The sequence below is a fragment of the Eisenbergiella sp. OF01-20 genome (assembly GCF_003478085.1).
In the GTDB taxonomy this organism is placed as follows: domain Bacteria; phylum Bacillota; class Clostridia; order Lachnospirales; family Lachnospiraceae; genus Eisenbergiella.
On sequence record NZ_QUES01000001.1, the window covers coordinates 611,143 to 636,050 of the forward strand.

At 48.4% G+C, this 24,908-nt stretch carries 23 protein-coding genes; 21 read left to right on the forward strand and 2 right to left on the reverse strand.

The window, feature by feature from the left end:
- Positions 1-35: 35 nt before the first annotated feature.
- The 11 genes from ruvA (at position 36) to DXA36_RS32855 (ending at position 10,440) form a co-directional block, all read left to right on the forward strand.
- Positions 36-641 carry a Holliday junction branch migration protein RuvA gene (gene ruvA, locus DXA36_RS02950; RefSeq protein WP_118676084.1) on the forward strand — a complete coding sequence of 202 codons (606 nt, stop codon included), beginning with the start codon at positions 36-38 and terminating at the stop codon, positions 639-641.
- Between the two features lie 53 nt (positions 642-694).
- Positions 695-1,690 (forward strand): Holliday junction branch migration DNA helicase RuvB, encoded by a 996-nt coding sequence (gene ruvB / locus DXA36_RS02955; protein ID WP_118676085.1) that lies wholly within the window; start codon positions 695-697, stop codon positions 1,688-1,690.
- A 68-nt stretch (positions 1,691-1,758) separates the two neighbouring features.
- Positions 1,759-2,193, forward strand: coding sequence for a cell division protein ZapA (gene zapA, locus DXA36_RS02960; RefSeq protein WP_118676086.1), 435 nt, complete (start codon positions 1,759-1,761; stop codon positions 2,191-2,193).
- A gap of 96 nt (positions 2,194-2,289) precedes the next feature.
- Complete coding sequence (locus tag DXA36_RS02965) at positions 2,290-4,527, forward strand: peptidase U32 family protein (protein ID WP_182478897.1); 2,238 nt, start codon at positions 2,290-2,292, stop codon at positions 4,525-4,527.
- A gap of 5 nt (positions 4,528-4,532) precedes the next feature.
- Positions 4,533-6,137 (forward strand): FtsW/RodA/SpoVE family cell cycle protein, encoded by a 1,605-nt coding sequence (locus DXA36_RS02970; protein WP_243114550.1) that lies wholly within the window; start codon positions 4,533-4,535, stop codon positions 6,135-6,137.
- 127 nt (positions 6,138-6,264) lie between these two features.
- Complete coding sequence (locus DXA36_RS02975; RefSeq protein ID WP_243114551.1) at positions 6,265-7,536, forward strand: peptidoglycan D,D-transpeptidase FtsI family protein; 1,272 nt, start codon at positions 6,265-6,267, stop codon at positions 7,534-7,536.
- Positions 7,537-7,709: 173 nt separating this feature from the next.
- On the forward strand, positions 7,710-8,162 hold the full coding sequence (locus DXA36_RS02980) for an NUDIX hydrolase (RefSeq protein WP_009252656.1): 453 nt from the start codon (positions 7,710-7,712) through the stop codon (positions 8,160-8,162).
- 283 nt (positions 8,163-8,445) lie between these two features.
- On the forward strand, positions 8,446-8,754 hold the full coding sequence (locus tag DXA36_RS02985; protein WP_243114552.1) for a hypothetical protein: 309 nt from the start codon (positions 8,446-8,448) through the stop codon (positions 8,752-8,754).
- Between the two features lie 17 nt (positions 8,755-8,771).
- Entirely contained in the window at positions 8,772-9,779 is a 1,008-nt protein-coding gene (locus DXA36_RS02990; RefSeq protein ID WP_118676090.1) for a DUF2953 domain-containing protein, read from the forward strand.
- On the forward strand, positions 9,769-10,179 hold the full coding sequence (locus DXA36_RS02995; protein WP_118676091.1) for a GerW family sporulation protein: 411 nt from the start codon (positions 9,769-9,771) through the stop codon (positions 10,177-10,179). The genes DXA36_RS02990 and DXA36_RS02995 overlap by 11 nt, the downstream gene beginning before the upstream one ends.
- A gap of 108 nt (positions 10,180-10,287) precedes the next feature.
- A complete protein-coding gene (locus DXA36_RS32855) occupies positions 10,288-10,440 on the forward strand; it encodes a hypothetical protein (protein ID WP_182478898.1) in 153 nt (50 codons plus the stop codon).
- Positions 10,441-10,540: 100 nt separating this feature from the next.
- On the opposite strand, the gene rpmB is transcribed toward DXA36_RS32855, so the two are convergent.
- Positions 10,541-10,726, reverse strand: a complete 186-nt coding sequence (gene rpmB / locus DXA36_RS34175) for a 50S ribosomal protein L28 (protein WP_118676092.1) — start codon at positions 10,724-10,726, stop codon at positions 10,541-10,543.
- 194 nt (positions 10,727-10,920) lie between these two features.
- On the opposite strand from rpmB, the gene DXA36_RS03005 reads away from it, so the two are divergent.
- From DXA36_RS03005 to DXA36_RS03060, 10 genes are all read left to right on the forward strand, one after another.
- Positions 10,921-11,274: an Asp23/Gls24 family envelope stress response protein gene (locus DXA36_RS03005; protein ID WP_118676093.1), complete on the forward strand. Its 354-nt coding sequence runs from the start codon at positions 10,921-10,923 to the stop codon at positions 11,272-11,274.
- Positions 11,275-11,288: 14 nt separating this feature from the next.
- A complete protein-coding gene (locus tag DXA36_RS03010) occupies positions 11,289-12,977 on the forward strand; it encodes a DAK2 domain-containing protein (protein ID WP_118676095.1) in 1,689 nt (562 codons plus the stop codon).
- A gap of 2 nt (positions 12,978-12,979) precedes the next feature.
- Positions 12,980-15,094: an ATP-dependent DNA helicase RecG gene (gene recG / locus DXA36_RS03015; RefSeq protein WP_118676097.1), complete on the forward strand. Its 2,115-nt coding sequence runs from the start codon at positions 12,980-12,982 to the stop codon at positions 15,092-15,094.
- An 87-nt stretch (positions 15,095-15,181) separates the two neighbouring features.
- Positions 15,182-16,051 carry a DegV family protein gene (locus DXA36_RS03020; RefSeq protein ID WP_118676099.1) on the forward strand — a complete coding sequence of 290 codons (870 nt, stop codon included), beginning with the start codon at positions 15,182-15,184 and terminating at the stop codon, positions 16,049-16,051.
- 343 nt (positions 16,052-16,394) lie between these two features.
- On the forward strand, positions 16,395-18,320 hold the full coding sequence (locus tag DXA36_RS03030; protein WP_118676103.1) for a DNA gyrase/topoisomerase IV subunit B: 1,926 nt from the start codon (positions 16,395-16,397) through the stop codon (positions 18,318-18,320).
- Positions 18,321-18,395: 75 nt separating this feature from the next.
- The gene (locus DXA36_RS03035; protein ID WP_118676432.1) at positions 18,396-20,594 is read left to right on the forward strand and encodes a DNA gyrase/topoisomerase IV subunit A; all 2,199 of its coding nucleotides are present in this window, start codon (positions 18,396-18,398) and stop codon (positions 20,592-20,594) included.
- A gap of 175 nt (positions 20,595-20,769) precedes the next feature.
- Positions 20,770-21,327 carry a 16S rRNA (guanine(966)-N(2))-methyltransferase RsmD gene (gene rsmD / locus DXA36_RS03040; RefSeq protein ID WP_118676105.1) on the forward strand — a complete coding sequence of 186 codons (558 nt, stop codon included), beginning with the start codon at positions 20,770-20,772 and terminating at the stop codon, positions 21,325-21,327.
- Between the two features lie 4 nt (positions 21,328-21,331).
- Positions 21,332-21,826 (forward strand): pantetheine-phosphate adenylyltransferase, encoded by a 495-nt coding sequence (gene coaD, locus DXA36_RS03045; protein ID WP_118676107.1) that lies wholly within the window; start codon positions 21,332-21,334, stop codon positions 21,824-21,826.
- 38 nt (positions 21,827-21,864) lie between these two features.
- Positions 21,865-22,491 carry a vacuolar family H+-ATPase subunit H gene (locus DXA36_RS03050; protein WP_118676109.1) on the forward strand — a complete coding sequence of 209 codons (627 nt, stop codon included), beginning with the start codon at positions 21,865-21,867 and terminating at the stop codon, positions 22,489-22,491.
- A gap of 196 nt (positions 22,492-22,687) precedes the next feature.
- A complete protein-coding gene (locus DXA36_RS03060; RefSeq protein ID WP_118676113.1) occupies positions 22,688-23,731 on the forward strand; it encodes an N-acetylmuramoyl-L-alanine amidase family protein in 1,044 nt (347 codons plus the stop codon).
- Positions 23,732-23,738: 7 nt separating this feature from the next.
- On the opposite strand, the gene DXA36_RS03065 is transcribed toward DXA36_RS03060, so the two are convergent.
- The gene (locus DXA36_RS03065) at positions 23,739-24,803 is read right to left on the reverse strand and encodes a nucleoside recognition domain-containing protein (RefSeq protein ID WP_182478899.1); all 1,065 of its coding nucleotides are present in this window, start codon (positions 24,801-24,803) and stop codon (positions 23,739-23,741) included.
- Between the last annotated feature and the right edge of the window lie 105 nt (positions 24,804-24,908).

Consider the following 24,908-nt stretch of genomic DNA (forward strand, 5'->3'; position numbering starts at 1 on the left):
GCGCGGCAGAGAGGCCTGCGCGGACAGGAGTGATAATGTTTGCATATCTGATCGGCAAAATTGCCGATGTTTCCGAGGATAATCTGGTGCTGGAGGTAAACCGAATCGGTTTTAATATCAAGATACCGTCCAGCCTCCTTTCGGCCCTGCCCGGTCTGGGGGAAGAGGTGAAAATACATACCTATACCTGCGTGCGGGAAGATTCCTTCCAGCTGTTTGGTTTTTTGACAAAGGATGATCTGGATATGTTCCGCCTTCTTATTACGGTAAACGGAATCGGGCCGAAGGGCGGTCTGGCGGTCCTGTCGGTTCTGAGCGCGGATGACATCCGCATGGCCGTGCTGTCGCAGGATGCCAAAACGATTGCAAAAGCGCCCGGAATCGGAGCCAAAACGGCCCAGCGTGTTATACTTGATTTGAAGGATAAGGTCTCTTTGGAGGATACCTTTGTGGCCAAAGAGAGCGTGGCTTATTCGGCAAACCTGTCCGGATTGACCGAAAGCAGAAATGAAGCGGTGGAAGCCCTTACCGCCCTTGGTTATTCGGCCACGGAAGCCCTTCGTGCCGTAAAACAGGTGGAAAATGCAGAAAATATGGATGTGGAAGAACTGTTGAAGGCAGCGCTGAAGCATATTTTATAAAGATACCCCGGGCGTGGAAGCGAAGCATTTCATGAAGGGGGTGGAGGAAACAAATGCCGAGAGTAATAGAAACTAATATTACGGAAGAAGATATCCGGATCGAAGGGACGCTGCGTCCCCAAAGCCTGGATGATTATATCGGGCAGGAAAAAGCCAAACAGAACCTGAAGGTTTATATCGAAGCGGCAAAGCAGCGAGGGGATGCCCTGGATCATGTACTGCTTTACGGGCCTCCCGGCCTTGGCAAAACCACTCTGGCAGGTATTATTGCCAATGAAATGGGTGTGAATATGAAGGTGACCAGCGGGCCTGCAATTGAAAAACCGGGAGAAATGGCCGCTATTTTGAATAATCTCCAGGAGGGGGATCTGTTGTTTGTAGATGAAATCCACCGTCTGAACCGCCAGGTGGAGGAGGTCCTTTATCCGGCTATGGAGGATTATGCCATTGACATCATGATCGGAAAGGGCGCTTCTGCCCGCTCCATACGTCTTGATCTGCCTCATTTCACACTGGTGGGGGCCACTACGAGGGCCGGTTTGCTGACTGCGCCTCTGCGGGACCGTTTTGGAGTGATTCATCGGCTGGAATTTTATACGGTAGAGGAACTTAAAAGCATTGTCATTCATTCCGCCAGGATCCTTGAGGTAGGTATTGATGAAGGCGGGGCAAAGGAACTGGCCCGGAGAAGCCGGGGGACGCCGAGACTGGCTAACCGGCTGCTGAAGAGAGTCCGTGATTTCGCGCAGGTCCGTTTTGACGGTGTCATAACAAGGGATGTGGCAAATCAGGCGTTGGATTTGCTGGATGTGGACAAGATGGGATTGGATCATGTGGACCGCAGTATGCTGGATACCATGATTTACAAATTCAGCGGCGGGCCTGTGGGATTGGATACTCTGGCTGCGGCTATCGGTGAGGACGCGGGGACCATCGAAGAGGTTTATGAGCCATATCTCATAAAAAACGGATTTATTAACCGGACGCCGAGGGGCAGAGTGGTGACGGATTTGGCCTATCATCATTTGGGGCTTGAAATTCCGGAGTAGTTTGTCTATAATTAATTCTATATAAAATGAACAGTACAATTCCTGATATTGTATGAAGGAGCAAATAAATGGCCGTTAAGACAGATACGGAAGTAATTATAGGTGGCAAGGTATTTACTCTGAGCGGTTATGAGAGTGAGGAATATCTGCAGAAGGTAGCCTCCTATATAAACAACAAAATGACAGAATACAGTAAGCTGGACAGCTTCAGAAGGCAGCCGGTGGACAGGCAGAATGTTTTGCTTCAGCTCAATATCGCGGACGATTACTTCAAAGCCAGGAAACAGATCGCACTTTTGGAAGAAGATATCCGTGCGAAGGAGAAGGAACTGTATGATTTAAAGCATGAACTGATCGCTTCCCAGATTAAGCTGGAAACTTCAGAGAAATCCCTGAAGGGCCTGCAGCGTGATTTGAATGAAAGTTCTAAAAAGATCATACGGCTGGAAACCGAACTGGCTGATAATAAGAAAAAAGGAACCGGTGATCCCCGGCAGAAATAAGTGCCGGCAGAGATATCGAAAAAGATAAATATGTGTACAAAGGCTGTCTATACAGGACAGCTTTTTTATATCCATATTACAGGGAAAGGAAGGCAGATGGATACAGCGACGAAAAAACCGGAGTTATTGGCGCCCGCAGGAGACTATTCCTGTTTTCAGGCAGCTTTAAAGGCGGGAGCTGACGCCGTTTACATAGGAGGGCAGAGGTTCGGGGCAAGAGCTTTTGCAGGGAATTTCAGTGATGAGGAAGTAGTGGAAGCGCTGCAGGAGGCACATTTTTATGGAAGGAAGCTGTATCTTACCGTAAATACGCTTCTTAAGCAGGAAGAGATAAAACAGCTGCCGGAATTTATGGCGCCCTTCTATGAGGCGGGGCTGGATGGCGTTATTGTGCAGGATATAGGGGCGCTGTCCCTGCTGGGGAACTGTTTTCCCGGTCTGGCGCTTCATGCCAGTACCCAGATGACAATTACCGATGTGAGAGGGGCCGTATTCCTGAAAAAGCTCGGCGTATCGAGAGTAGTTCCCGCCAGAGAGCTGACGCTGCCTGAAGTGGAGGCTTTGTGCCGGGAAAGCGGTATGGAGGTTGAGGCTTTTATCCATGGTGCAATGTGTTATTGTTACTCCGGACAATGTCTGTTCAGCAGTCTTTTGGGGGGACGCAGCGGTAACAGGGGAAGATGCACCCAGCCCTGCCGCCAGCCTTACCGGATTCGGACAGATAAAACAGGGGCGGAATGCTATCCGCTGAGTCTGAAGGATATGTGTACCATACAGTTTCTTCCGGATCTGATTAAGGCGGGCATTGATTCCTTTAAAATAGAAGGCAGGATGAAAAAGCCGGAATATGTGGCCGGGGTCACAAGTGTATACCGGCGCAGGATTGATACGTATCTGCAGGATCCGGAAAAGGACAGAGGGGTGTCAGACAAGGATATGCATATCCTTTCCTCCCTTTATATACGGAGTGAAATCAGCGGAGGCTATTATCACCGCCATAACGGAAAAGAGATGGTTACCCTGGAACAGCCGGGCTATGCGGGCTGCGATGAAGATGTACTGCAAACGGTGCGGACGGAAATCCTTGGAAAAGAGCTTTCCGTCCCGGTTGCCCTGAAGGCATATCTGTATCCGGGAAGCCCTCTGCGCCTTGAAGCGTGGGAAGGTACATCGCCGGAAGGGGCTGCTGCCGTCTTTGCGGAGGGGCAGCTGGTGCAGACGGCTTCCAACCGGCCTCTTGGCGCTGCGGATGTGAAAAAGCAGCTGGGAAAAACCGGAGGGAGCGGATTCCGGGCGGAGTGTATCCAGGTGGAGATGGCAGACAATGCATTTCTTCCCATAAAGGCTCTGAATGAAGTCCGGAGACAGGTGCTGGAATTACTGAAGGAAAAGCGGACGGCGAAGCAGAACCGGCTGGAAGCATTGCCGGCCTGTCCGTCCGGTGCCGGAACAGGAACCGGGAACGAAGAGGAATTTCCTGCGGTTTTGGGAAAAACACGGCTTCATGTTTCGGTGCGGACACAGGAACAGCTTCAGGCCTGCCTGCGGGAAGGTGTGGAACGGATTTACCTGTCTCATTCCCTCCTGTACGGCATGGATGAAGTACAGCTGTGGGATGGGAAGAGAAAACGGAACAATACAGAATGGTTTCTTTCGCTTCCGGCCATTGTGCGCAGAGGCGATGAACGCAGGTTGGAGAGACTGGCCAAAATCCTGAAAACAGGTATTTTTGAGGGCGTACAGATCGCCGGGCCGGGTGAAAAGCAATGGCTGGAGGAGATTGGCTGGCAGGGAAAAACAGCTTTGGATCACCGCATATATATATGGAACAGGGAAACCTATGATTTCTGGGCGGATCGGATGGACACCTATTGCGCCCCTCTGGAACTGAACCGGAGAGCGCTGTTTGAACTGCCGGGAGAGAAGCAGGAGCTTCTCGTTTATGGGAAAATACCTATGATGGTTACTGCGAACTGTATCCGCAAAACATCAGGCAGATGTCTGAAGGAAAGGGGAAATACAGATGTCTGCGCGCAGAGCAGGGTATGTCTGCTGGACAGATACCAGACCGGGTTCCCGGTGGAGACAGACTGCGGCTATTGTTACAATATCATTTATAATTCCGTCCCTCTTTCCCTTCATGCGTATATGGGGGAAATAGGAAAACACAAAGTCGGAGCTGTCCGTCTGGATTTCCTGGATGAGAAGGAAGAACAGGCCAGACAGAGGATTGCTCTTTTCCGCAGACTTCCGGAAAAGGACAAAGAGTCCGGGCTGCTTTCAGACATCGATTGGAAATTTACAACAGGGCATTATAAAAAAGGAGCTGAATGACGGAAATGGAGCAATATATTATTGTCTATTCCAGGTATATAATCACTCTGTTCATGGTATTGTATTCGGTCCTTGCCTTTATCCGGATTTTTTCCCGGGGAAAGCAGGGGCGTAAAAAAGCCCCGTTTTCGGGGCTTGACAATGTACAGAGCATTCTTATCTTTCTGATACAATTTGCCGCATTTTTAACCATCTGTGTGGAAAAAGGGGATGTGGATTATCTGTTTTTTTACGCACTGGCCCAGATAGCCCTGTTTTCCTCAATGATGATATTTTCTATGGCGTATCCGGAAATAAACCGCCTTCTGGTAAATAATATGTGTCTGCTTCTGGGGACGGGTTTTATAATGCTTACCAGGCTGGATATTGCCAAGGCGGGCAAACAGCTGCTCATTGCTTCCGCATCCCTGGCAGTCAGCATGGCGGTTCCGTTTATTATCCGACGGTTCCGGTTCTGGATGGAGCTGACCTGGGTTTATGCAGGCGTGGGGATAACAGCTCTGGGGGTTGTGCTTATCCTGGGGCAGGTCACCCATGGATCCAAGCTTTCTTTTTCTTTGGGCGGAATCACTTTTCAGCCGTCGGAATTTGTGAAGATCCTGTTTTTGTTTTGTATGGCGGCCATACTCTGGGAGGACGCTTCCCTGAAAAATGTGGTTATAAGCGGTGTGACGGCCGCCGCCCATGTGCTCATACTTGTCCTATCCAAAGATTTGGGGAGCGCTTTGATTTTCTTTGCCGCTTACGTGTTTCTGGTGTTTTTTGCCACGGGTAAAATAAGGTATCTCCTTGCGGGAGGCGCAGGAGGCTGTGCGGCTTCCTATCTGGCGTACCTGCTGTTTGCCCATGTAAAGGTAAGGGTACAGGCATGGAAGGATCCCTGGAGTGTGATTGACAGCCAGGGATATCAGATTACACAGTCACTGTTTGCCATGTCCCGGGGAAGCTGGTTCGGGCTTGGCATCGGCCAGGGGACGCCGAAAGATATCCCCTATGTGGAGACTGATTTTATATTTGCCGCTATTACGGAGGAACTGGGGATAGTGTTTGCTATATGCATTATCCTGATATGCATTTCCTGTTTTTTTATGATTCTCAAGATTGCAGCATCTTCCGGCGATTCTTTTTTCCGGCTTGTGGCATCCGGCTTTGGTATAATGTATATCTTTCAGATTTTTCTTACCATAGGAGGCGGTACTAAATTCATACCGCTGACGGGGGTAACCCTCCCGCTGATCAGCTATGGGGGAAGCAGCGTTATGACCACACTGATCTTGTTTTCCATAATACAGGGGATCTGGATCCGGGAGCGGGATGCGCGGGAAAAACGGCGGATGAACTATCCCTACGTTCAGGAAGAACGCAGGAGGCAGAAAGATTTGGGAGTTCGCGGACCTTATGAGGACGAGGAACCGGAAGAGGATGAATGTGAAGAAGAAGGCTGGGACGGAAATGAGTACGAAGAAGAATACGAAGACGACTTTGAAGAAAGCTACGACAACGGGCCGGAAGAAGAAATCATCTGGGACGACGAAATGGAAGCAGAGCGTTCCCGGGAAGAGTTCCTCAGGCGCGGAAGTAAAAATATACGATACCCGAAAGGGAAATAGAAACCTGATCGGGAGCGCGGTATTTTTCTGTTGTCTCTTTGCCGGCCTGATTGTTTATCTTTGTGTGTATGTTTCCTCAAATTCCGAGGCTTTGTTTAATAACAGCTATAACAGCAGACAAAGTGTATTGGCAACAAAAAATGCGAGAGGGACGATTTATTCCTCCGGAGGGGATATTCTGGCCCAGACTGTGACAGCCGGGGATGGAAAAGAAACGAGGAGTTACCCTTATGACAATATGTTCGCCCATATCGTCGGCTATTCCACAAAAGGAAAGACAGGCCTGGAGAGCCTGGCCAACTATTATCTGATCAATACCTCCGCCACCGTAGCACAGCAGGCCGAAAACTCCGCCGCGGGGCGGAAAAATCCCGGTAATAACCTGTATACCACACTGGATTTGGGACTCCAGCAGACGGCCTACAATGCCATGGGGATTTACAAAGGGGCGATTGTGGTTATGGAGGTGGATACCGGGAAGATACTCGCCATGGTATCAAAACCGGATTTTAATCCCAATGAAATTGCACAAATATGGGAGAAGGTAACTTCCGATACGGAAAATTCCCCCCTTTTAAACCGGGCGGCCCAGGGGATCTATCCTCCCGGATCCACCTTTAAAATTGTTACTGCCCTGGAATATATAAAAGAGAATCCTGACACCTGGAAAAGCTACAGCTACCAGTGCAGCGGAAGCTTTACCCACGGGGATAACACTATCCGCTGTTATCATGGCAGCAAACACGGACAGGTAAGCTTTGAACGTTCTTTTGCTAAATCCTGCAATTCCTCCTTTGCCAACATTGGCATGTCGTTAAATAAAACGGAATTTATCAGTACCATGCAGGATTTGCTTTTCAATCAGGAGCTTCCCGTGGATATTCCCTATTCCCAGAGCCATATCCAGCTGACACAGGACAGCGATGACGAAGATATGATTCAGACAGTTATCGGCCAGGGCAAGACACAGATCACCCCTCTGCATCTGTGCATGATTACCTCAGCTATTGCCAATGACGGAATTCTCATGCGGCCCTATGAAATGGAACGGATAGAAAGCGCGGAGGGTAAAATTATAAAACAGTTTCAGGCGGAGCAGTATGGGGTCTTGATGACACCGGAGGAATCGGCCTCCTTACGTGAGTTGATGACGGATGTGGTGGAGGAAGGAACCGCCTCCAAGCTTTCCGGCCTTTCCTACACGGCTGCGGGTAAAACCGGTTCTGCGGAATTCAATGCAGTAAAAGGGGATTCCCATGCATGGTTTACCGGTTTCGCCCCTGCGGATGACCCGGAAATCGCCGTGACGGTGATCATTGAAGGGATTGGATCCGGAGGAGACTATGCTGTCCCCATTGCAAAAAGAGTGTTTGATGCCTACTTTGAATCCGGTTTTTAAAGGCCATTCCCCATCCCGCCGCCCTGCGCCTGCCGTCTGCCCTTAGCGGCAGCATCAAATTTATACTTGCCTTACCTACTCTTTTGGGATATACTTGAACTAGTTTAGCATGTATATGCTGCCGCAGAGCGGCATTCGCAGGGCGGCATTCACACCATACAGGAGGAATTGCAATGATAGAAGCAACTAGCTGTGGCGGTGTGGTTATTTTCCGTGGGAAAATTCTGCTTTTGTACAAGAATTTCAAGAATAAGTACGAAGGCTGGGTATTGCCAAAGGGAACGGTAGAGGCAGGAGAGGAATACAAGGATACGGCGCTCAGGGAGGTTCTTGAAGAAAGCGGTGCGAGAGCATCGATAATCAAGTATATCGGAAAGAGCGAGTATACCTTCAATGTGCCGGAGGATACTGTGGACAAGGAGGTTCACTGGTATTTGATGATGGCCGACAGTTATTACAGTAAACCACAGCGTGAGGAGTATTTTGTTGACTCAGGATTTTACAAATATCATGAGGCTTACCATCTTCTTAAATTTGCCAATGAAAAGCAGATTCTGGAAAAAGCCTATCATGAATATCTGGAATTAAAGAAAAAAAATTTGTGGGGAAACAAAAAGTATTTTTGAGATTTCCGGCGTAAGCCGGAGACCGATACAGAAGGAAGGTGAGGCGGAATGGACATATTCCATGCCGCCTTTTTATTCCCGCGGGGTACAAAACAAACGAGTGCGCCTGCTGCGGGGTGTTTGACTAACATAAGAACGGCCGCAAAGCGGCAGTTGCAGGTCTGAGGGCCTGCAGACGGTTCCTAAAAATAAGTCCCTGCTATGAATAAAAAAGGTAAAATCAGGCAAATGTTAAGATAGCGGTACCATGTTGGCTGCCTGAGGAAAGAAAGTGATAGGCACAATGAAGTTCTACAGACATTTGTATGTCAGCGACAGTATCCGAAACCTGGAGAAGGTGAAGTGGAAGCTCCGCCATAATGCCGGACAGATTACGGTCTATATTATTGCACTGGCAAAATCCGACGATCAGCTGGATATTTTCCACTGCGCCCTTCTGCAGCAGAAATTCTATGAAAAGAAGGAGCTGTTTGTGGTGGGCCTGGCTTCCGGTTATGGGGAAGCGGTAGATATGGTGGTGGCTATGACGGAAAAGGTGGTTGCAGAAACAGGCGGGGCGGATATCAAAAAATATATTTTGGAGCACAGGTAACAGGAGCTGGGTAGCCTATGGGATTGGTAATTAGCATTTTAAAAATACTGGGCATGATCCTGCTCGTCATACTGGCTGTTCTTCTTTTACTTCTGCTCGTTATCCTTTTTATTCCCGTCAGATACCGGGCAAAAGGTGAAATCCCTGCAGAAGGCCGGCCGCACGGCATGGTAAGGGCCACATGGTTTCTCCGTGCTGTCAGTCTCCGTCTGGAATATGATTCCGGTAAATACAAGGATAACATCCATTACGAGCTCCGCATTCTGGGAATTTTGTTCCGGTTCAGACAAAAGGTGCGACCCCCTGAAAAATCGCAGGAGGAAGAAAAAGAAAAGGAAAAAGAAAGCAAAGAAAATACGGTTCCCGACCGGAAACAGCAGCCGGATAAGTCCGGTGAAGCCCTTGCGGAAAAGCCGGTGGAAGAGAAAAAGCAATTAGGTAACAGCCGGGAACAGACGGAACCTGCTAAGAAAGACAGGAAGCCGGGAAACTTTTCCGAAAAACAAGGGAAAGAAGAACAGAAAAAAGACAATTTTTTCACCCGGCTCTACAGGAAAATTTATTCTTTCTTCATTACTCTTAAGAAAACTTTTCAGAATATCAGGTACACAATTACCCGGCTCTGTGATAAAATAAAGCGGATCCTGAAAAATCTGGAATATTATATGGATATGTTAGGCCGGGAGGAAAACCTTCTGGTGCTCGGCAAAGTAAAAGGACAGACAGGAAGGCTTCTCAGGCATATACGGCCACAGAAGGCGGATGTGAATTTTATTGTGGGAACCGGAGATCCCGCTTCCACGGCGCAGATTCTTGCGGTACATGGAATATTATATCCTGTGATTGGCGAGACTGTTCATATCACTCCTGATTTTGATGATATCCGTCTGGAAGGGGATTTTGATATCAGGGGAAGAGTCCGGGTTGCAGTGGTGCTGGATGTGGTGCTGCGAATTATATTGGATAAAAAGACCTGGAGATTTATCAGACAGCTTAAAAAGGAGGAAATGACAAATGGCAGATAATAATAACGGTATCAATTCCGTAATGGAATCCCTTCTTAAGGGGGCAAATGCGTTGATGTCGACAAAGACAGTGGTAGGAGAGGCAACGAAAATTGATGATACCATTATTGTCCCTCTTGTTGATGTGAGTTTCGGAGTGGGGGCCGGAGCCAGCCGCAACGGCGGTAAGGACGGAGGTGCCGGCGGGCTTTCCGGAAAAATGACGCCAAGTGCCGTTCTTCTTATTAAAAATGGGCAGACAAAGCTGGTGAATATCAAAAACCAGGACAGCATAACAAAGATTCTTGATATGATTCCGGATCTGGTTGATAAGTTCACAACCAAGGAAGAGACTATGATGAGTGATGAGGATGCCGAGAAAGCAGCATTCCCGTCCGGTGACGAAGATATTGTGGATTGACCGTAAAACAGGAAAGGGCCGTCCGATTCATACAGCCGTGAGGATGTTGTATGAATCGGACGGCTCTTTCCTGCATATGATAATAGTAAAGCCGGCAGGAGTAAGCAGATGCGAGAGATGTGGAAAATAGTAGGAATTGTTGTATTCAGCATCGCCTTTGGTATGGTCCTTACGGTTCTCATTTCCAACAGGCTTGCCAGCCTGATTGTGGCAATTATCCTGCTGCTGGTCAGCTATAATATTATTTTCTGTGAAAGATAGGCACAAAAAAAGACTGTCTGTAAATTCTCATTGAATTCTGGCAGTCTTATCTTTGTGTCAAATATTGCAGCAGAAGCGAAAATAAGGGACACATGCCCAATTATGCTCTTTCAACTCTGCCGGACTTCAGACAGTTGGTACATACATGTAATTTCTTGGATGCGCCGTTAACCTTGCATTTTACATTTTTAACGTTCGAATTCCAGATATGATTGGATCTTCTATGGGAATGGCTTACGTTGTTTCCAAAATGAGCACCCTTACCGCAAATATCACATTTTGCCATCTTCGCACCTCCTAAACCAAATAAATTTTCAGACCACAACATGTGTATAATACCAGAAAAGTTATAGTTTGGCAAGCAAAATTTACAGCAAATTTTGTTTGCGATTTCTCTGAAAATGAAATAAGACTTCCATTTTTTTCGGAAAGCGGTTATAATAAGCATATATTTTTCGGTAAGAAAGAAGGAGGTACTACATGAAGGGCTCTTCTATGAACACCCATATGGGCAATATAACCATCGATAAAGAAGTTATTGCACAGTATGCGGGTACCGTAGCCACGGAATGCTTCGGTATTGTCGGCATGGGAATCACTGTGAAGGACGTAGTAAAGCTTTTAAGAAAAGATAATCTGACGAAGGGCATTACCGTTACGATTACTAACAATAAACTGACGCTGGACTTCCATGTCATTGTTTCCTACGGTGTAAGCATTCTGGCTGTCTCGGACAACCTTATAGATAATGTGAAGTATAAAGTGGAAGAATTCACCGGAATGGAAATTGAGAAAATCAACATCTTTGTAGAAGGTGTGCGAGTGATTGATTAAGGAGGACTTTAGTTGTGAGTTTAAATACGATAGACGCTAAGGTATTTGCAAAGATGTTCTTAGCAGGCGCCAAGAATCTTGAGAGTAAAAAAGAATGGATTAACGAACTGAATGTATTTCCGGTCCCCGACGGCGATACGGGTACTAATATGACGCTTACCATCATGTCTGCGGCCAAAGAAGTGGCGGCAATGAAAGAACCTGACATGATGACTCTTGCAAAGGCAATTTCTTCCGGTTCCCTCCGCGGTGCGAGAGGGAATTCTGGTGTTATCCTTTCCCAGCTTTTCCGCGGTTTTACCAAAGGGATCCGGGAAAATGAAGAAATTACCATTCCCATTCTGGCCGCTGCGGGGGAAAAAGCGGTGGAAACGGCTTATAAGGCGGTTATGAAGCCCAAGGAAGGTACGATTCTCACCGTTGCCAAGGGTGCGTCGATGAAGGCCCGTGAACTGGCAGATGCCGGAGAGACCGATATGGCCGTATTTATTAAAGAAGTGATTGCTCATGCGGAGTATGTGCTCAGCCAGACACCGGAAATGCTTCCCGTATTAAAGCAGGCGGGTGTAGTGGACTCGGGCGGACAGGGACTGATAGAGGTTCTGCACGGGGCTTATGATGCATTTATGGGAAAAGAAGTGGATTTTTCCATGAATGAGCCTGCCAGGGAGACTACCAGACAGACATTGGTTAATGCCAGTCTTGAGGCTCAGGCCGGTATGGAAATCAAGTTCGGTTACTGTACCGAATTCATTATTATGCTGGGCAAAACCTTTAATATCAAGCAGGAAATGGATTTCAAAGCCTATTTGGAATCGATCGGTGATTCTATAGTTGTGGTTGCGGATGAAGATGTGGTCAAGGTACATGTACATACCAATGACCCTGGTCTTGCAATCCAGAAGGCATTGAAGTATGGCGCACTTTCCAATCTGAAAATTGATAATATGAGGCTGGAGCATCAGGAGAAGCTGTTTAAATTATCGGAAGATGCAGCGGCGGCGGATGCTTCTCCCGCGGCGGAGGAAGCTCCTGCAGAACGTAAGGATGCCGGCTTTATAGCGGTTTCCGTCGGGGAAGGGATCGATGAGATCTTTAAAGGCCTGGGTGTCGATATCATCATTGCAGGCGGACAGACCATGAACCCCAGCACCGAGGATGTGGTAAATGCCATCAACCAGGTGAATGCGGACACGGTCTATGTGCTTCCCAATAATAAAAATATTATTCTTGCCGCCAACCAGGCCAAATATCTGGTGGAAGACAAGAAAGTGGTGGTAATCCCCTCCAAGACAATCCCGCAGGGCATTACGGCTGTCATCAATTATGTGCCCGATATGGGTTCCGAAGAGAATGAAGCCGCTATGTCGGAGGAAATCGGTCATGTAAAGACCGGTGAGGTTACTTATGCCGTAAGAGACACCATGATTGATGATAAGGAAATCAAACAGGGTGACTATATGGGAATCGGCGATGCCGGTATCCTTTCTGTCGGAGCGGATATCGAAGCGGTTTCCTTTCAAATGGTAGAAGCCATGATGGATGAGGAGCTGGAACTGATCAGTATTTATTATGGGGCCGATACCACGGAAGAAGCTGCCCAGAGGCTGAAGGCCAGAATTGAAGAAAAATATCCCTCCTGTGATATTGAACTGCAGTACGGCGGACAGCCAATTTACTATTATATTATTTCAGCTGAATAAAAATGGAAATTAATACGGAATTAACTGCAATAAAAGGAATTGGAGAAAAGACGGCAGGTCTTTTCTCCAAACTGCATATAAGGACAGTAGGGCAGCTGCTGGAGCACTATCCGCGGGATTACGAAAAAATGGAGCCTGCGGTAACTGTTTCTGCCCTGTGCCCGGGGAAAATCAGTGCGGTGAAGGCCTCCGTAATCGGAATGCCCTCCACCAAACGGGTGCGTAATCTATTAATCACTACCGTTCAGGCCGGGGATGCAACCGGCCTTTTTCGTATTACCTTTTTTGGAATGCCGTATCTTAAAAATATACTGAAACCCGGCATGACTTATGTTTTCCGCGGAGTCTGCCAGCACGGCTCTCCCTTGCGTATGGAACAGCCCAGGCTGTTCCGGGTGGAAGAATATACGCCGCTTCAGGGAACTCTGCAGCCTAAATATGCCCTTACCCAGGGCCTTACCAATAACGGTGTGAGCAAAGCGGTGCGGAAAGCATTGGACAGTACGGCGGAATGGGACAGGCCGCTGGAATTCCTTCCGGAAGAGATACGGGAAGAATTCCAGCTGCTTTCCCGGGGGGATGCCCTGGAAAAAATCCATTTTCCGGTCAGTACCCAGGATTTAATCGCCGCCCGCAGAAGGCTTGCGTTCGATGAGTTTCTTGAATTTTTTCTCGCACTCAGGAAATTCAAGGAAGAAAACCAGGTCCGGAAGGTGGATGAGCCTTTGGAAAAGGTGCCGGATACGGACCGGCTTATCGCCAATCTTCCCTACCGGCTTACCGGGGCACAGCATCGGGTCTGGAAGGAAATAGAAGAGGATCTTCAAAAAGAAAACGCCATGAACCGCCTGGTACAGGGGGATGTGGGCAGCGGAAAAACCATACTGGCTTTTCTGGCCCTGCTGATGTGCGCTGCCAACGGCAGACAAGGCTGCCTTATGGCGCCTACAGAGGTCCTGGCCAGACAGCATTATGAAGCTTTGCTTCAGATAGGCATGGAAGCAAAGCATTCCATGGAAGCAAAGCATTCCATGGAAGCAAAGCATTCCGAGGATCAGGGGCTGTGTGTACGCCCGGTTTTGCTCACCGGTTCCCAGACGGCAAAAGAAAAAAGAGAGATCTATGCCCGGATTGCGGAAGGGGATGTGAATGTAATAATAGGAACACATGCACTTATCCAGGAAAAAGTGGTTTACCGCCGTCTGTCCCTTGTGGTGACAGATGAACAGCACCGGTTCGGTGTCAGGCAGAGGGAACTGCTGGCGGATAAAGGGACCGGCACCCATGTCCTCGTCATGAGCGCAACGCCTATCCCAAGGACGCTTGCCATAGTGGTATACGGAGATCTGCATGTGTCCGTCCTTGATGAAATGCCTGCCGGAAGAAAGCCGATAAAGAACTGTGTGGTCAATACTTCCTACCGGCAGACCGCTTATAACTTTATCCGTAAGCAGACGGAGGAGGGACGCCAGGTTTATGTAATCTGCCCTATGGTGGAAGAAGGGGAAATGGACGGGCTGGAAAACGTAATGGATTATACCGACAAGCTGAAAGCCGTGCTGCCGTCTGCCATACGTGTCGCCGCCCTCCACGGGAAAATGAAGTCTGCGGAAAAAAACAGGATTATGGAAGCCTTTTCCCGTAAGGAGATCGATGTACTTGTTTCCACAACGGTAATCGAGGTGGGAATCAATGTTCCCAACGCCACGGTTATGATGGTGGAAAATGCGGAACGCTTCGGACTGGCACAGCTTCATCAGCTTCGCGGACGGGTGGGAAGAGGCGATTTCCAGAGCTATTGTATTTTTATCAGCGGAAATGATAATGAACAGACAATGAAACGCCTGAATATCCTCAATACCTCCAACGACGGCTTCCATATAGCCAATGAAGATCTGAAGCTGCGCGGCCCCGGCGATTTGTTCGGAATACGGCAGAGCGGACTGCTGGATTTCAAAGTGGGTGATATCTATCAGGACAGTGATTTGCTTCTCACTGCCAGCAGCCTTGCCGAGAGGATCGCTTCTCAGGATCCGGAGGAAAAACAGGAGAAGTACAGGCGTTTGTATGAGAGAATGAAAGAGAATGGGAATTCCATTGACTTTAAGACTATCTGACTGTAGAATAATTTTAACCTGTTTTATTGATTTTTAATATCAACAATCGGATTGACACATGAAAAGACATTCAGAAGGAGCGTAATTATGTCAAAGGTTGCAATTGTCACGGACAGTAACAGCGGCATCACCCAACAACAGGCGGAGGAGCTGGGTATCAGCGTATTGCCCATGCCCTTTATGATAGAAGGAAAGACCTATTTTGAAGGGATCAACCTGAGTCAGGAAGAATTTTACCGGAAACTGAAAACCGGCGCTGCCATATCCACTTCCCAGCCGTCCCCGGAATCCGTTTTGCAGCTGTGGAACGAGCTCCTGAAAAGCTATAATGAGATTGTTCATATCCCTATGAGCAGCGGCTTGAGCGGCTCATGCCAGACGGCACACATGCTCGCGCAGGATTATGAAGGAAAGATACAGGTGGTGAATAACCAGCGTATTTCCGTTACCCAGCGGCGTTCCGTCCTGGATGCCGTTTACCTGGCGGATCAGGGAATGGAAGCGGCGGAGATCAAGGAGTTCCTGGAGAAAGATAAGCAGAATTCCAGTATTTATATTATGGTGGATACCCTGCTCTATCTGAAGAGAGGCGGAAGGATCACCCCTGCCGCCGCGGCCCTGGGGACCATCCTTAAAATAAAACCGGTGCTTCAGATACAGGGGGAGAAACTGGATGCTTTTGCCAAAGCCAGGACTACCGCCCAGGGAAAGCAAATCATGGTTAATGCCATAAAGAATGACCTGGTGAAGCGTTTTGGCCGGCCCCTGGATCATGCGGATATGTGGCTGGATGTGGCACATACGAATAATGATGAGGCGGCATATGCCTTCCGGGACGAAGTGTTAAACAGCTTCCCCGGAAATGAAAGCTATGTGGATCATTTGTCCCTGAGTGTCGCCTGCCATATCGGGCCAGGCGCCCTGGCGGTTACCTGCACTGCCAAAAACCAGGAATAAAGCAGGATAATCCATCCTTACGTGCAATCGAAATACATGATATGGAAAAGCCAGGATCACTGTTTAGGCCGCCGGGTGAACAGTAATTACGCAGAATGGAAAGTTCCATATCATGTATTTTTTGCCTTTTCTTACCCAAACATTTGTGCTACAATATCCCGGGAGGACAGGCGGCTGACCTGTTTTTTTCTTGAGCATCCGGATAGCCCGCAGGCCGCAGCATCCGTAAATGATAGGTTGTAACTATTCAGTCAGGTCTGCACATTTTTGGCAGTAACGGACTGGACCGTTACCAGGTTTTAAAAGTTCATAATGCCGTAAAACGGCAGAATGCGAGGTTTACATGACTAAAAATAACAGCAATTATGACGCTTCCAGCATAACCGTCCTGGAGGGGCTGGAAGCGGTAAGGAAAAGACCCGGTATGTACATCGGAAGCGTATCCACCAAGGGTCTGAACCACTTAATATATGAAATTGTGGATAACGCGGTAGATGAGCATCTGGCAGGATATTGTGACCGGATCAGGGTTACTCTGGAAGCGGACGGCTCCGCTACGGTGGATGATAACGGCCGCGGTATCCCAGTGGGAATGCATGAAAAGGGAGTGAGTGCGGAACGGCTTGTATTTACCACCCTGCATGCAGGAGGAAAATTCGATAACTCCGCTTATAAAACGAGCGGCGGCCTGCATGGCGTAGGCTCTTCTGTGGTAAATGCCCTTTCCACCCGGCTGACCGTACGGGTCAGGAACGGGGGACTGGTGTATGAGGACAGATATGAACAGGGAATCCCTGTTGTGGAGCTGGAAAACGGCCTTCTCCCTGTTGTTGGAAAAAGCAGGGAAAGCGGGACCTGGGTTAATTTCCTTCCGGATGATACCATATTTGAAAAGACCCGTTTTAAAGAGGATGAGGTGAAAAGCCGGCTTCACGAAACGGCTTATCTGAACCCGCAGCTCACCATTGTTTTTGAAGATAAAAGAAAGGATACGCCGGAAACAAAAGAGTATCACGAGCCCGACGGGATTGTCGGCTTCATCAAGGATTTGAATAAATCCAAGGAAACGGTGAGCGATGTTATCTTTTTTTCCGGGGAAAGCGAAGGGATCTCCGTGGAGGTGGCCCTGCAGTATGTCAATGAATTTCATGAGAATGTGCTGGGCTTCTGCAATAACATATACAATGCGGAAGGCGGAACCCATCTTACGGGCTTCAAGACCATGTTCACCAGCGTTATCAATTCCTACTCCCGGGAACTGAATATCCTGAAGGAAAAAGATGCCAATTTTACCGGGGCGGATGTACGCAACGGTATGACGGCGGTGGTTTCCATCAAACATCCGGATCCCCGTTTTGAAGGACAGACCAAGACAAAGCTGGACAACCAGGACGCCTCCAAGGTGGTCAGCAAGGTGACAGGGGAAGAGATCACCCGGTATTTTGACCGTAACCTGGAAAACCTGAAAAATATTATCGGCTGTGCGGAAAAGGCTGCCAAAATCCGTAAAACGGAAGAAAAGGCAAAAACGAACATGCTGACCAAGCAGAAATTTTCCTTTGATTCCAACGGAAAGCTTGCCAACTGTGAATCCAGGGACGCGTCCCGGTGTGAGATTTTTATCGTGGAGGGGGATTCCGCCGGCGGCAGCGCTAAGACGGCGAGAGACCGTTCTTATCAGGCGATTCTACCTATCCGGGGAAAGATTCTGAACGTGGAAAAAGCCAGCATTGACAAGGTGCTTGCCAATGCGGAAATAAAAACCATGATAAATGCGTTTGGCTGCGGGTTTTCGGAGGGCTACGGAAATGACTTTGACATTACCAGGCTGCGTTATGACAAGATCATTATCATGGCGGATGCGGATGTGGACGGTGCCCATATTTCCACCCTTCTTCTGACGCTTTTTTACCGTTTTATGCCGGAACTGATATTTGAAGGCCATGTATATATCGCCATGCCGCCTCTTTATAAGGCCATGCCTTCCAAAGGAAATGAAGAATACCTGTATGATGATAAGGCGCTGGAACGTTACCGGAAACGGCATAAGGGGCCTTTTACCCTGCAGCGCTACAAAGGGCTCGGGGAGATGGATGCCCAGCAGCTGTGGGAGACAACACTGAATCCGGAAACCCGTATGCTCAAGCTGGTGGAAATCGAAGATGCCAGAATGGCCTCCGAGGTGACGGAAATGCTGATGGGGACGGATGTTCCCCCCAGAAAAGCTTTTATTTACGAATATGCCCCGGATGCGGAGCTTGATATTTAAACAGGTTTGTAATCGTTAGAAAGGAAGCAATAGAAATTGGAAGAGAAGATTATAAAAACAGAGTATTCTGAGGTCATGCAGAAATCCTTTATCGATTATGCCATGAGCGTTATCGTAGCCCGTGCCCTTCCCGATGTCAGGGACGGGCTGAAGCCGGTACAGCGCAGAACCCTGTATGATATGCATGAGCTGGGCATCCGTTATGACAGGCCTTACCGAAAGAGCGCCCGTATTGTGGGAGATACCATGGGTAAATACCATCCCCACGGAGACAGTTCCATCTACGATGCACTGGTGGTAATGTCCCAGGATTTCAAAAAGGGCCTTCCCATGATTGACGGGCACGGCAACTTCGGCAATATCGAAGGGGACGGCGCCGCTGCCATGCGTTATACGGAAGCCCGTCTGGAGCAGGTGACGCAGGAAGCGTTTCTTGCGGATCTGGACAAGGATGTGGTGGATTTTATACCCAACTTTGATGAAACGGAGAAGGAACCAAGCGTCCTTCCTGTCAAATTTCCCAACCTGCTGGTAAACGGTTCGGAGGGGATTGCGGTAGGTATGGCTACAAGCACGCCGCCCCACAACCTGATTGAGGTTATAGATGCCACCAAGGCCTATATGAATAATGAAAACATAACTGCCAGGGAACTGATGCGTTATATCCAGGGGCCGGATTTTCCTACCGGCGGAATCGTTACCAACAAGGACGATCTGCTGTCCATTTATGAAACGGGAGCCGGGAAAATCAAAATCCGGGGCAAGGTGGATGTGGAAAAGGGGAAGGGCGGTAAAATAAATATAGTCATTTCCCAGATCCCGTATACGATGATCGGATCCTATATCGGCAAATTCCTTTCCGATGTGGCAGCTCTTGCAGAAACGAAAAAGACCCAGGATATCAGCGATATTTCCAATCAGTCTTCCAAGGAGGGCATCCGTATTGTCATTGAACTTCGCAAGGATGCGGATGTGGATAACTTTATCAATATGCTCTACAAGAAAACCAGGCTGGAAGATACCTTCGGAGTGAATATGCTTGCTATTTCAAACGGCAGGCCGGAAACAATGGGGCTTAAAGAAATCATAAAAGCCAGCGTGGATTTCCAGTATGAAACCACAACCCGGAAATATGAGAACCTGCTTGCCAAGGAAAGCGCAAAGAGGGAAATCCAGGAAGGCCTGATCAAAGCCTGCAATGTCATTGATTTAATCATAGAAATCCTCCGCGGATCCAAGGACCGGGCTATGGCAAAGGCCTGTCTGGTGGAAGGAAAGACGGAAGGGATCCGGTTTAAATCCAGGGAATCCGGAATCATGGCCCAGCAGCTTAAATTTTCGGAAAACCAGGCGAATGCGATTCTGGAAATGCGTCTGTACAAGCTGATCGGACTGGAGCTGGAAGCGCTTATAAAAGAACATGAAGAGACGGTGGCAAATATTTACCGGTATGAAGATATCCTTGCCAGAAAGGATTCCATGGCCCAGGTTATCATGAACGAACTGGACGCCATCAAGAAAAAATTCGGCCGCAAACGCAGGACTGTGATTGATAACTGCAAAGAGGCTGTCTATGAAGAAAAACGGCTCGAAGAAATGGATGTGATTTTCCTCATGGACCGTTTCGGGTATGCGAAAACCATCGATCTTTCCGCTTATGAAAGGAATAAAGAAGCGGCGGATTCGGAAAATAAATTTGTATTCCCATGCAAAAATACGGGAAGAATCTGTATGTTTACTAACATGGGCCAGCTTTATACCGTGAAGGTACAGGACCTGCCTTTCGGAAAGTTCCGTGACAAAGGGATTCCGGTGGATAATGTGAGCAATTTCAATTCCTCACAGGAGGAGCTTCTTCTGGTCTCTGCGCAGTCCGAACTGAATTTGTACCGGGTGATCTTTGCTACACGGATGGGTATGGTGAAGATCGTGGACGGCGGAGAATTTGATGTGGCCAAACGTACGGTGGCCGCCACGAAGCTGCAGGAAGGCGATTCTGTGGTAAGCGTCGTGGTTATGAAGGAGCAGAAAAATATAATCCTGCAATCCAAAGCCGGTTATTTCCTGCGTTTTTCCGTGGATGAGATCCCGGAAAAGAAAAAAGGAGCGATCGGCGTACGCGGAATGCGCCTGAGTGAGGGCGATACCATAGAAGCGGTTTATTACACCCGTCTTTCCGATGAAGCATCTGTCCCCTATAAGAGCAGGGAGCTTGTTCTGAACCAGATCAAGGCGGCAAAAAGAGACGGGAAAGGAATAAAAGTACGGGCCTGATTCCCTGGATTAGATTATAAAATCTTTGATATGGCATTGCCTTTTTTTTCACAAGCAATTATAATGTGAAACAACGGATGTCCCGCTGTGCGGGTCATCCTTATGCGCAACAGAATCCGTATGGCTTCGGCAGTCCGTGGCGGTACCGGAAAATCAGATACAGTCAGGAGATAATATGAGAGTGATTGCAGGCGAGGCGCGAAGCCTTCCGTTAAAATCCCCGGAGGGGCAGGATACCAGGCCTACCACTGACCGGATAAAAGAGACGTTGTTTAATATTCTGCAGGGGGACATACCCGGCAGTATCTTTGTGGATTTATGCAGCGGCAGCGGTTCCATTGGTATAGAAGCTGTCAGCCGCGGCGCGAAAAGGGCCTATTTTGTGGAAAATGCGGCGAAAGCGGCAAAGTGTATCCAGGATAATCTGAACTTTACCAAATTTACGGACCGGTCAGTCCTTCTGAAACAGGATGTGGTATCCGCGTTGGGAAGTATTCATGAGAAAGAGGTGGATGTGATTTTTATGGATCCCCCTTATCAGGCCGGACTGGAGGAGCCTGTCCTTTCCGCCCTGGGACACGCTTCCTATGTGACGGAGGATACGCTTATTATTATTGAAGCAGAGCTGCATAAGGATTTTTCCTTTACGGCAGAATATGGTTTTGAAGTGGTAAGAGAAAAAAAATACAAGACGAATAAGCATGTTTTTATAAAAAGACAGAAGGCGGAGTAAGATTATGAAAGCAGCGATTTATCCCGGTAGTTTCGATCCGGTTACCTTCGGACACCTCGATGTCATCCGTCGGGCGGCGTCGATCTTTGACGAATTAACAGTCAGTGTGTTGAACAATACCCAGAAGACTCCGTTGTTTTCTGTGGAAGAACGTGTTAGAATACTAGAAGAAGCCACAAAAGAGATGCCCAATGTCAAGGTGGACTCTTTTTCGGGATTATTGATCAATTATGCCAGGGAAAAGGACGTGCATGTCGTTATCCGGGGGCTGCGTGCCATTACGGATTTCGAATATGAATTGCAGATAGCCCAGACAAACCGCAAGCTTTCCAATGGCGGGCTGGACACGATATTCCTTACGACCAGTCTGGAATATGCCTATTTAAGTTCCTCCAGTGTAAAGGAGATTGCGGAATTTCATGGAGATATTTCTCAGTGTGTACCGGAGTTTGTGGCAAGGCTTGTATATGAAAAATATGGACATGAGTATAAGCAATAAGTCTTTGTACCGGCGTATTGCTTGTGAAGGAGAAAAGGATGAGCAGCAGAATCGAACAACTAATTGACGAAATTGAAGAATATATCGACAGCTGTAAATACCAGCCCCTTTCCAACAGCAAAATCATTGTGAATAAGGAAGAGCTGGAAGAGCTGCTTCGGGAACTTCGGATGAAAACCCCCGATGAAATCAAACGCTATCAGAAAATTATTAATAATAAGGAAGCTATTCTGAATGACGCCCGGGAAAAAGCGGAAGCCCTGATCAACGAGGCTACCGTACATACCAGTGAACTGATTAACGAGCATGAAATCATGCAGCAGGCTTATGCCCAGGCAAATGAAGTGGTTTCTCTTGCCACCCAGCAGGCGCAGGAGATTCTGGACAGCGCCACGGTGGAGGCGAACAGTGTCAAGGCATCCGCTATCCAATATACGGATGATATCCTTGCTAATCTGGAAAGCATCATCGGTCATGGTATCGATATTGCCGGCGAGCATTATGGGCAGCTTATCAACGATCTGAATAATTGTTTAGGGGTTGTGCAGTCCAACCGGATGGAGCTTCGTCCGGACGAGGAGGACGACACCTCCTCTCTTCCTAACCTTGGAGGGATGGATGTTTCCGGAGGGGATGGAAGTGATCTGAATCTGGATATCCTGTAGTCCTCATGATTCCTTTTGTTCCTGCGGGAAGCAAGTTAAATGGACGCCTTCTTTTGGAAGGCGTTTTTTGCTGTCCGGGAGCGGGACATCCATTGTTTTCCATCTGGAAGATGCGCATTTTTTATGGTATGATAAAAAAGCTGATATTCCTGCGGGAGTATAGCTATACGAAAGAAGATAAAGGCAGGTATGGAAAGTGAAGAAAAAGACGGCAATAATAACATGTTTCCTGGCGGTGTGTATGCTGGCGCTGCTGCCCGGAGTACAGGCGGATGCGAAGGAACCGGTAGTCGTGGTTATCGATCCCGGACATGGCGGTGAAGAAAACAGGGGAGGAGAGGTGCTTCCCCATTATGTGGAAAAAAACCTGACGCTTCAGGTGGCTCAGGCTATGAAGCAGACACTGGAACAGTTTGAAGGTGTGGAGGTATATCTGACACGTACGACGGATCAGGAACTGTCCCTGGAGCAAAGGGCGCAGATAGCCAGGTCGTATGGTGCGGATTTTCTGTTTTCCCTCCATTTTAATATGTCCGCAGAACATAATCTGTACGGAACAGAGGTCTGGACCTCGGCTTTCGGTAAATACTATTCTGCAGGACAGACCTTTGGTAAACTGCAGCTGGCGGAAATGACACAGTACGGTCTTTTCAATAAAGGGATTAAAACAAGGCTGAACAGCCGCGGTACGGATTATTATGGCGTTATCAGGGCTTCCCGTGCCCTGGATGTACCCTGTGTTATTATTGAGCATTGCTATATGGATCATCCCATAGACAGCCCCCAGGCCAATTCTCCCCAGAAACTGGCCGCTTTCGGAGTCAGTGACGCCATGGCGGTTGCCAAGTATTTTCGGCTGAAATCCCCCGCTCTCGGACTGGACTTCAGCAATTATCCGTATGAATTGGTTGCTGCGCCGGCAGGCGGCATTTCCGTACCGGATTCCACGCCTCCGGAAAATGTGGCCATGACAGTTACCAGTGCCGATCTGAATACCGGGAAAGTGGATATTTCCCTGAGCGCTTCGGATCCCCAGTCCGGTATGCTGTACTACAGTTATAGTATTGACGGCGGTGCGACCTGGTCGGTACTGACTCCGTGGACAGGAGGAAATACGATACAGTTTTCCATTACGGTGCCCGGAGGGAGCCAGCCGGTCATCATGTGCCGGGCCTATAACGGCTATGATTACCATACGGACAGCAATTTCGCCGTTCCCGGCGTATTTGCCGCCAGATAGATTCTATCTAAAAGGCGTAGAGAAACGTATAATATACGAATGCCAGAGCGGTTTGCACGGCCTTATGGCCCACATAACAGCGCAGGGAAAGATCGGTTTCCCGTATCATGCTGTAGGTCTGTGCGATACAGGAAAGACCGCCAAAAGGAAGAATGACATATCCCCAAAAGGCCATGGAATGAGGCAGACGCGACAGGCCGCTGGTGATTTCCAGTAAACAGCCGATGATATCCTGTACGGCGGTCATTTTTGAAGGAAGCAGGATTTCAGGAATCAGATTCAGCAGATTAAAAAGAATCATATATCCGCCCAGGGATGCGATTGCGCACAGGGAGGATACAATGGAATCCTGCATTTCTTCAAACAGGGAAGGATCACCCGGCCGTTTTTTCCGTCCCGGTGAAGGAGGAATTACTGCCGGCGAAGGCGTCTGGGCCGCGTGAAGGCTGTTCAGCCTGCCGGAGGCCTGTATGGTTTCTTTCAGCCGGTTCCCTGCCAGGGACGGCTTCGGAATATCCCGGTAGGAGGTATACCGGAGGAATAGGCCATAGAGCAGAGGCAGCAAATACATGCCTGCCAGGAAAGCCCATGGATGGTCTACCGGAAACAAGAGGAAAACAAAGCCTGTAAAATAAATCGGACCGATGTTGTTGCAGAAGGCCAGCAGCAGTTCGGCCTCCCTGCGGGAGATTTTGCCTCGCTGATAGCTTTCCGCCGTTACGCGTGCACCCATGGGAAATCCGCACAGGAAGCCGATAACCAGCACATAAATGCAGGAATCGGACAGGCGGAATAAGGGTTTTAACAGCGGTGAAAATAAGCGGGCAAAGCTGTCGGACAGATTCATACGGATAAGGATACCGGAGAGTATCATAAAAGGGAGAAGCGTTGGAATCATTTTCTGAAACCACAGGTTCAGGCCTGTCAGGGAAAGGACCAGCGCTTTTTCATTTTCCAGAAGCATCGCTGTGGTAAGGAAGGCAAACAGGCAGAGGAAAAGTACTTTTTTCAGGTATTTTATTCGTGCTTCTTTCTTTCTCGAAGAGTACGGATTTGGCTTATAATCGTGCATCAGGCAGCCTCCTTTGGCAACTGTTATAACTGGTAACCTTGTAAGAATTCGGGGGATCATGTATACTTGACATGAATACGCTTGCTTCTCATTAGTAAATGCTAT

What these genes read in the sequence shown, in the direction of transcription:
- ruvA (WP_118676084.1), top strand. Translation starts at nt 36, where the DNA reads ATGTTTGCATATCTGATCGGCAAAATTGCCGATGTTTCCGAGGATAAT.
- ruvB (WP_118676085.1), top strand. Translation starts at nt 695, where the DNA reads ATGCCGAGAGTAATAGAAACTAATATTACGGAAGAAGATATCCGGATC.
- zapA (WP_118676086.1), top strand. Translation starts at nt 1,759, where the DNA reads ATGGCCGTTAAGACAGATACGGAAGTAATTATAGGTGGCAAGGTATTT.
- DXA36_RS02965 (WP_182478897.1), top strand. Translation starts at nt 2,290, where the DNA reads ATGGATACAGCGACGAAAAAACCGGAGTTATTGGCGCCCGCAGGAGAC.
- DXA36_RS02970 (WP_243114550.1), top strand. Translation starts at nt 4,533, where the DNA reads ATGGAGCAATATATTATTGTCTATTCCAGGTATATAATCACTCTGTTC.
- DXA36_RS02980 (WP_009252656.1), top strand. Translation starts at nt 7,710, where the DNA reads ATGATAGAAGCAACTAGCTGTGGCGGTGTGGTTATTTTCCGTGGGAAA.
- DXA36_RS02985 (WP_243114552.1), top strand. Translation starts at nt 8,446, where the DNA reads ATGAAGTTCTACAGACATTTGTATGTCAGCGACAGTATCCGAAACCTG.
- DXA36_RS02990 (WP_118676090.1), top strand. Translation starts at nt 8,772, where the DNA reads ATGGGATTGGTAATTAGCATTTTAAAAATACTGGGCATGATCCTGCTC.
- DXA36_RS02995 (WP_118676091.1), top strand. Translation starts at nt 9,769, where the DNA reads ATGGCAGATAATAATAACGGTATCAATTCCGTAATGGAATCCCTTCTT.
- DXA36_RS32855 (WP_182478898.1), top strand. Translation starts at nt 10,288, where the DNA reads ATGCGAGAGATGTGGAAAATAGTAGGAATTGTTGTATTCAGCATCGCC.
- rpmB (WP_118676092.1), bottom strand. Translation starts at nt 10,726, where the DNA reads ATGGCAAAATGTGATATTTGCGGTAAGGGTGCTCATTTTGGAAACAAC.
- DXA36_RS03005 (WP_118676093.1), top strand. Translation starts at nt 10,921, where the DNA reads ATGAAGGGCTCTTCTATGAACACCCATATGGGCAATATAACCATCGAT.
- recG (WP_118676097.1), top strand. Translation starts at nt 12,980, where the DNA reads ATGGAAATTAATACGGAATTAACTGCAATAAAAGGAATTGGAGAAAAG.
- DXA36_RS03020 (WP_118676099.1), top strand. Translation starts at nt 15,182, where the DNA reads ATGTCAAAGGTTGCAATTGTCACGGACAGTAACAGCGGCATCACCCAA.
- DXA36_RS03030 (WP_118676103.1), top strand. Translation starts at nt 16,395, where the DNA reads ATGACTAAAAATAACAGCAATTATGACGCTTCCAGCATAACCGTCCTG.
- DXA36_RS03035 (WP_118676432.1), top strand. Translation starts at nt 18,396, where the DNA reads ATGCAGAAATCCTTTATCGATTATGCCATGAGCGTTATCGTAGCCCGT.
- rsmD (WP_118676105.1), top strand. Translation starts at nt 20,770, where the DNA reads ATGAGAGTGATTGCAGGCGAGGCGCGAAGCCTTCCGTTAAAATCCCCG.
- coaD (WP_118676107.1), top strand. Translation starts at nt 21,332, where the DNA reads ATGAAAGCAGCGATTTATCCCGGTAGTTTCGATCCGGTTACCTTCGGA.
- DXA36_RS03050 (WP_118676109.1), top strand. Translation starts at nt 21,865, where the DNA reads ATGAGCAGCAGAATCGAACAACTAATTGACGAAATTGAAGAATATATC.
- DXA36_RS03065 (WP_182478899.1), bottom strand. Translation starts at nt 24,803, where the DNA reads ATGCACGATTATAAGCCAAATCCGTACTCTTCGAGAAAGAAAGAAGCA.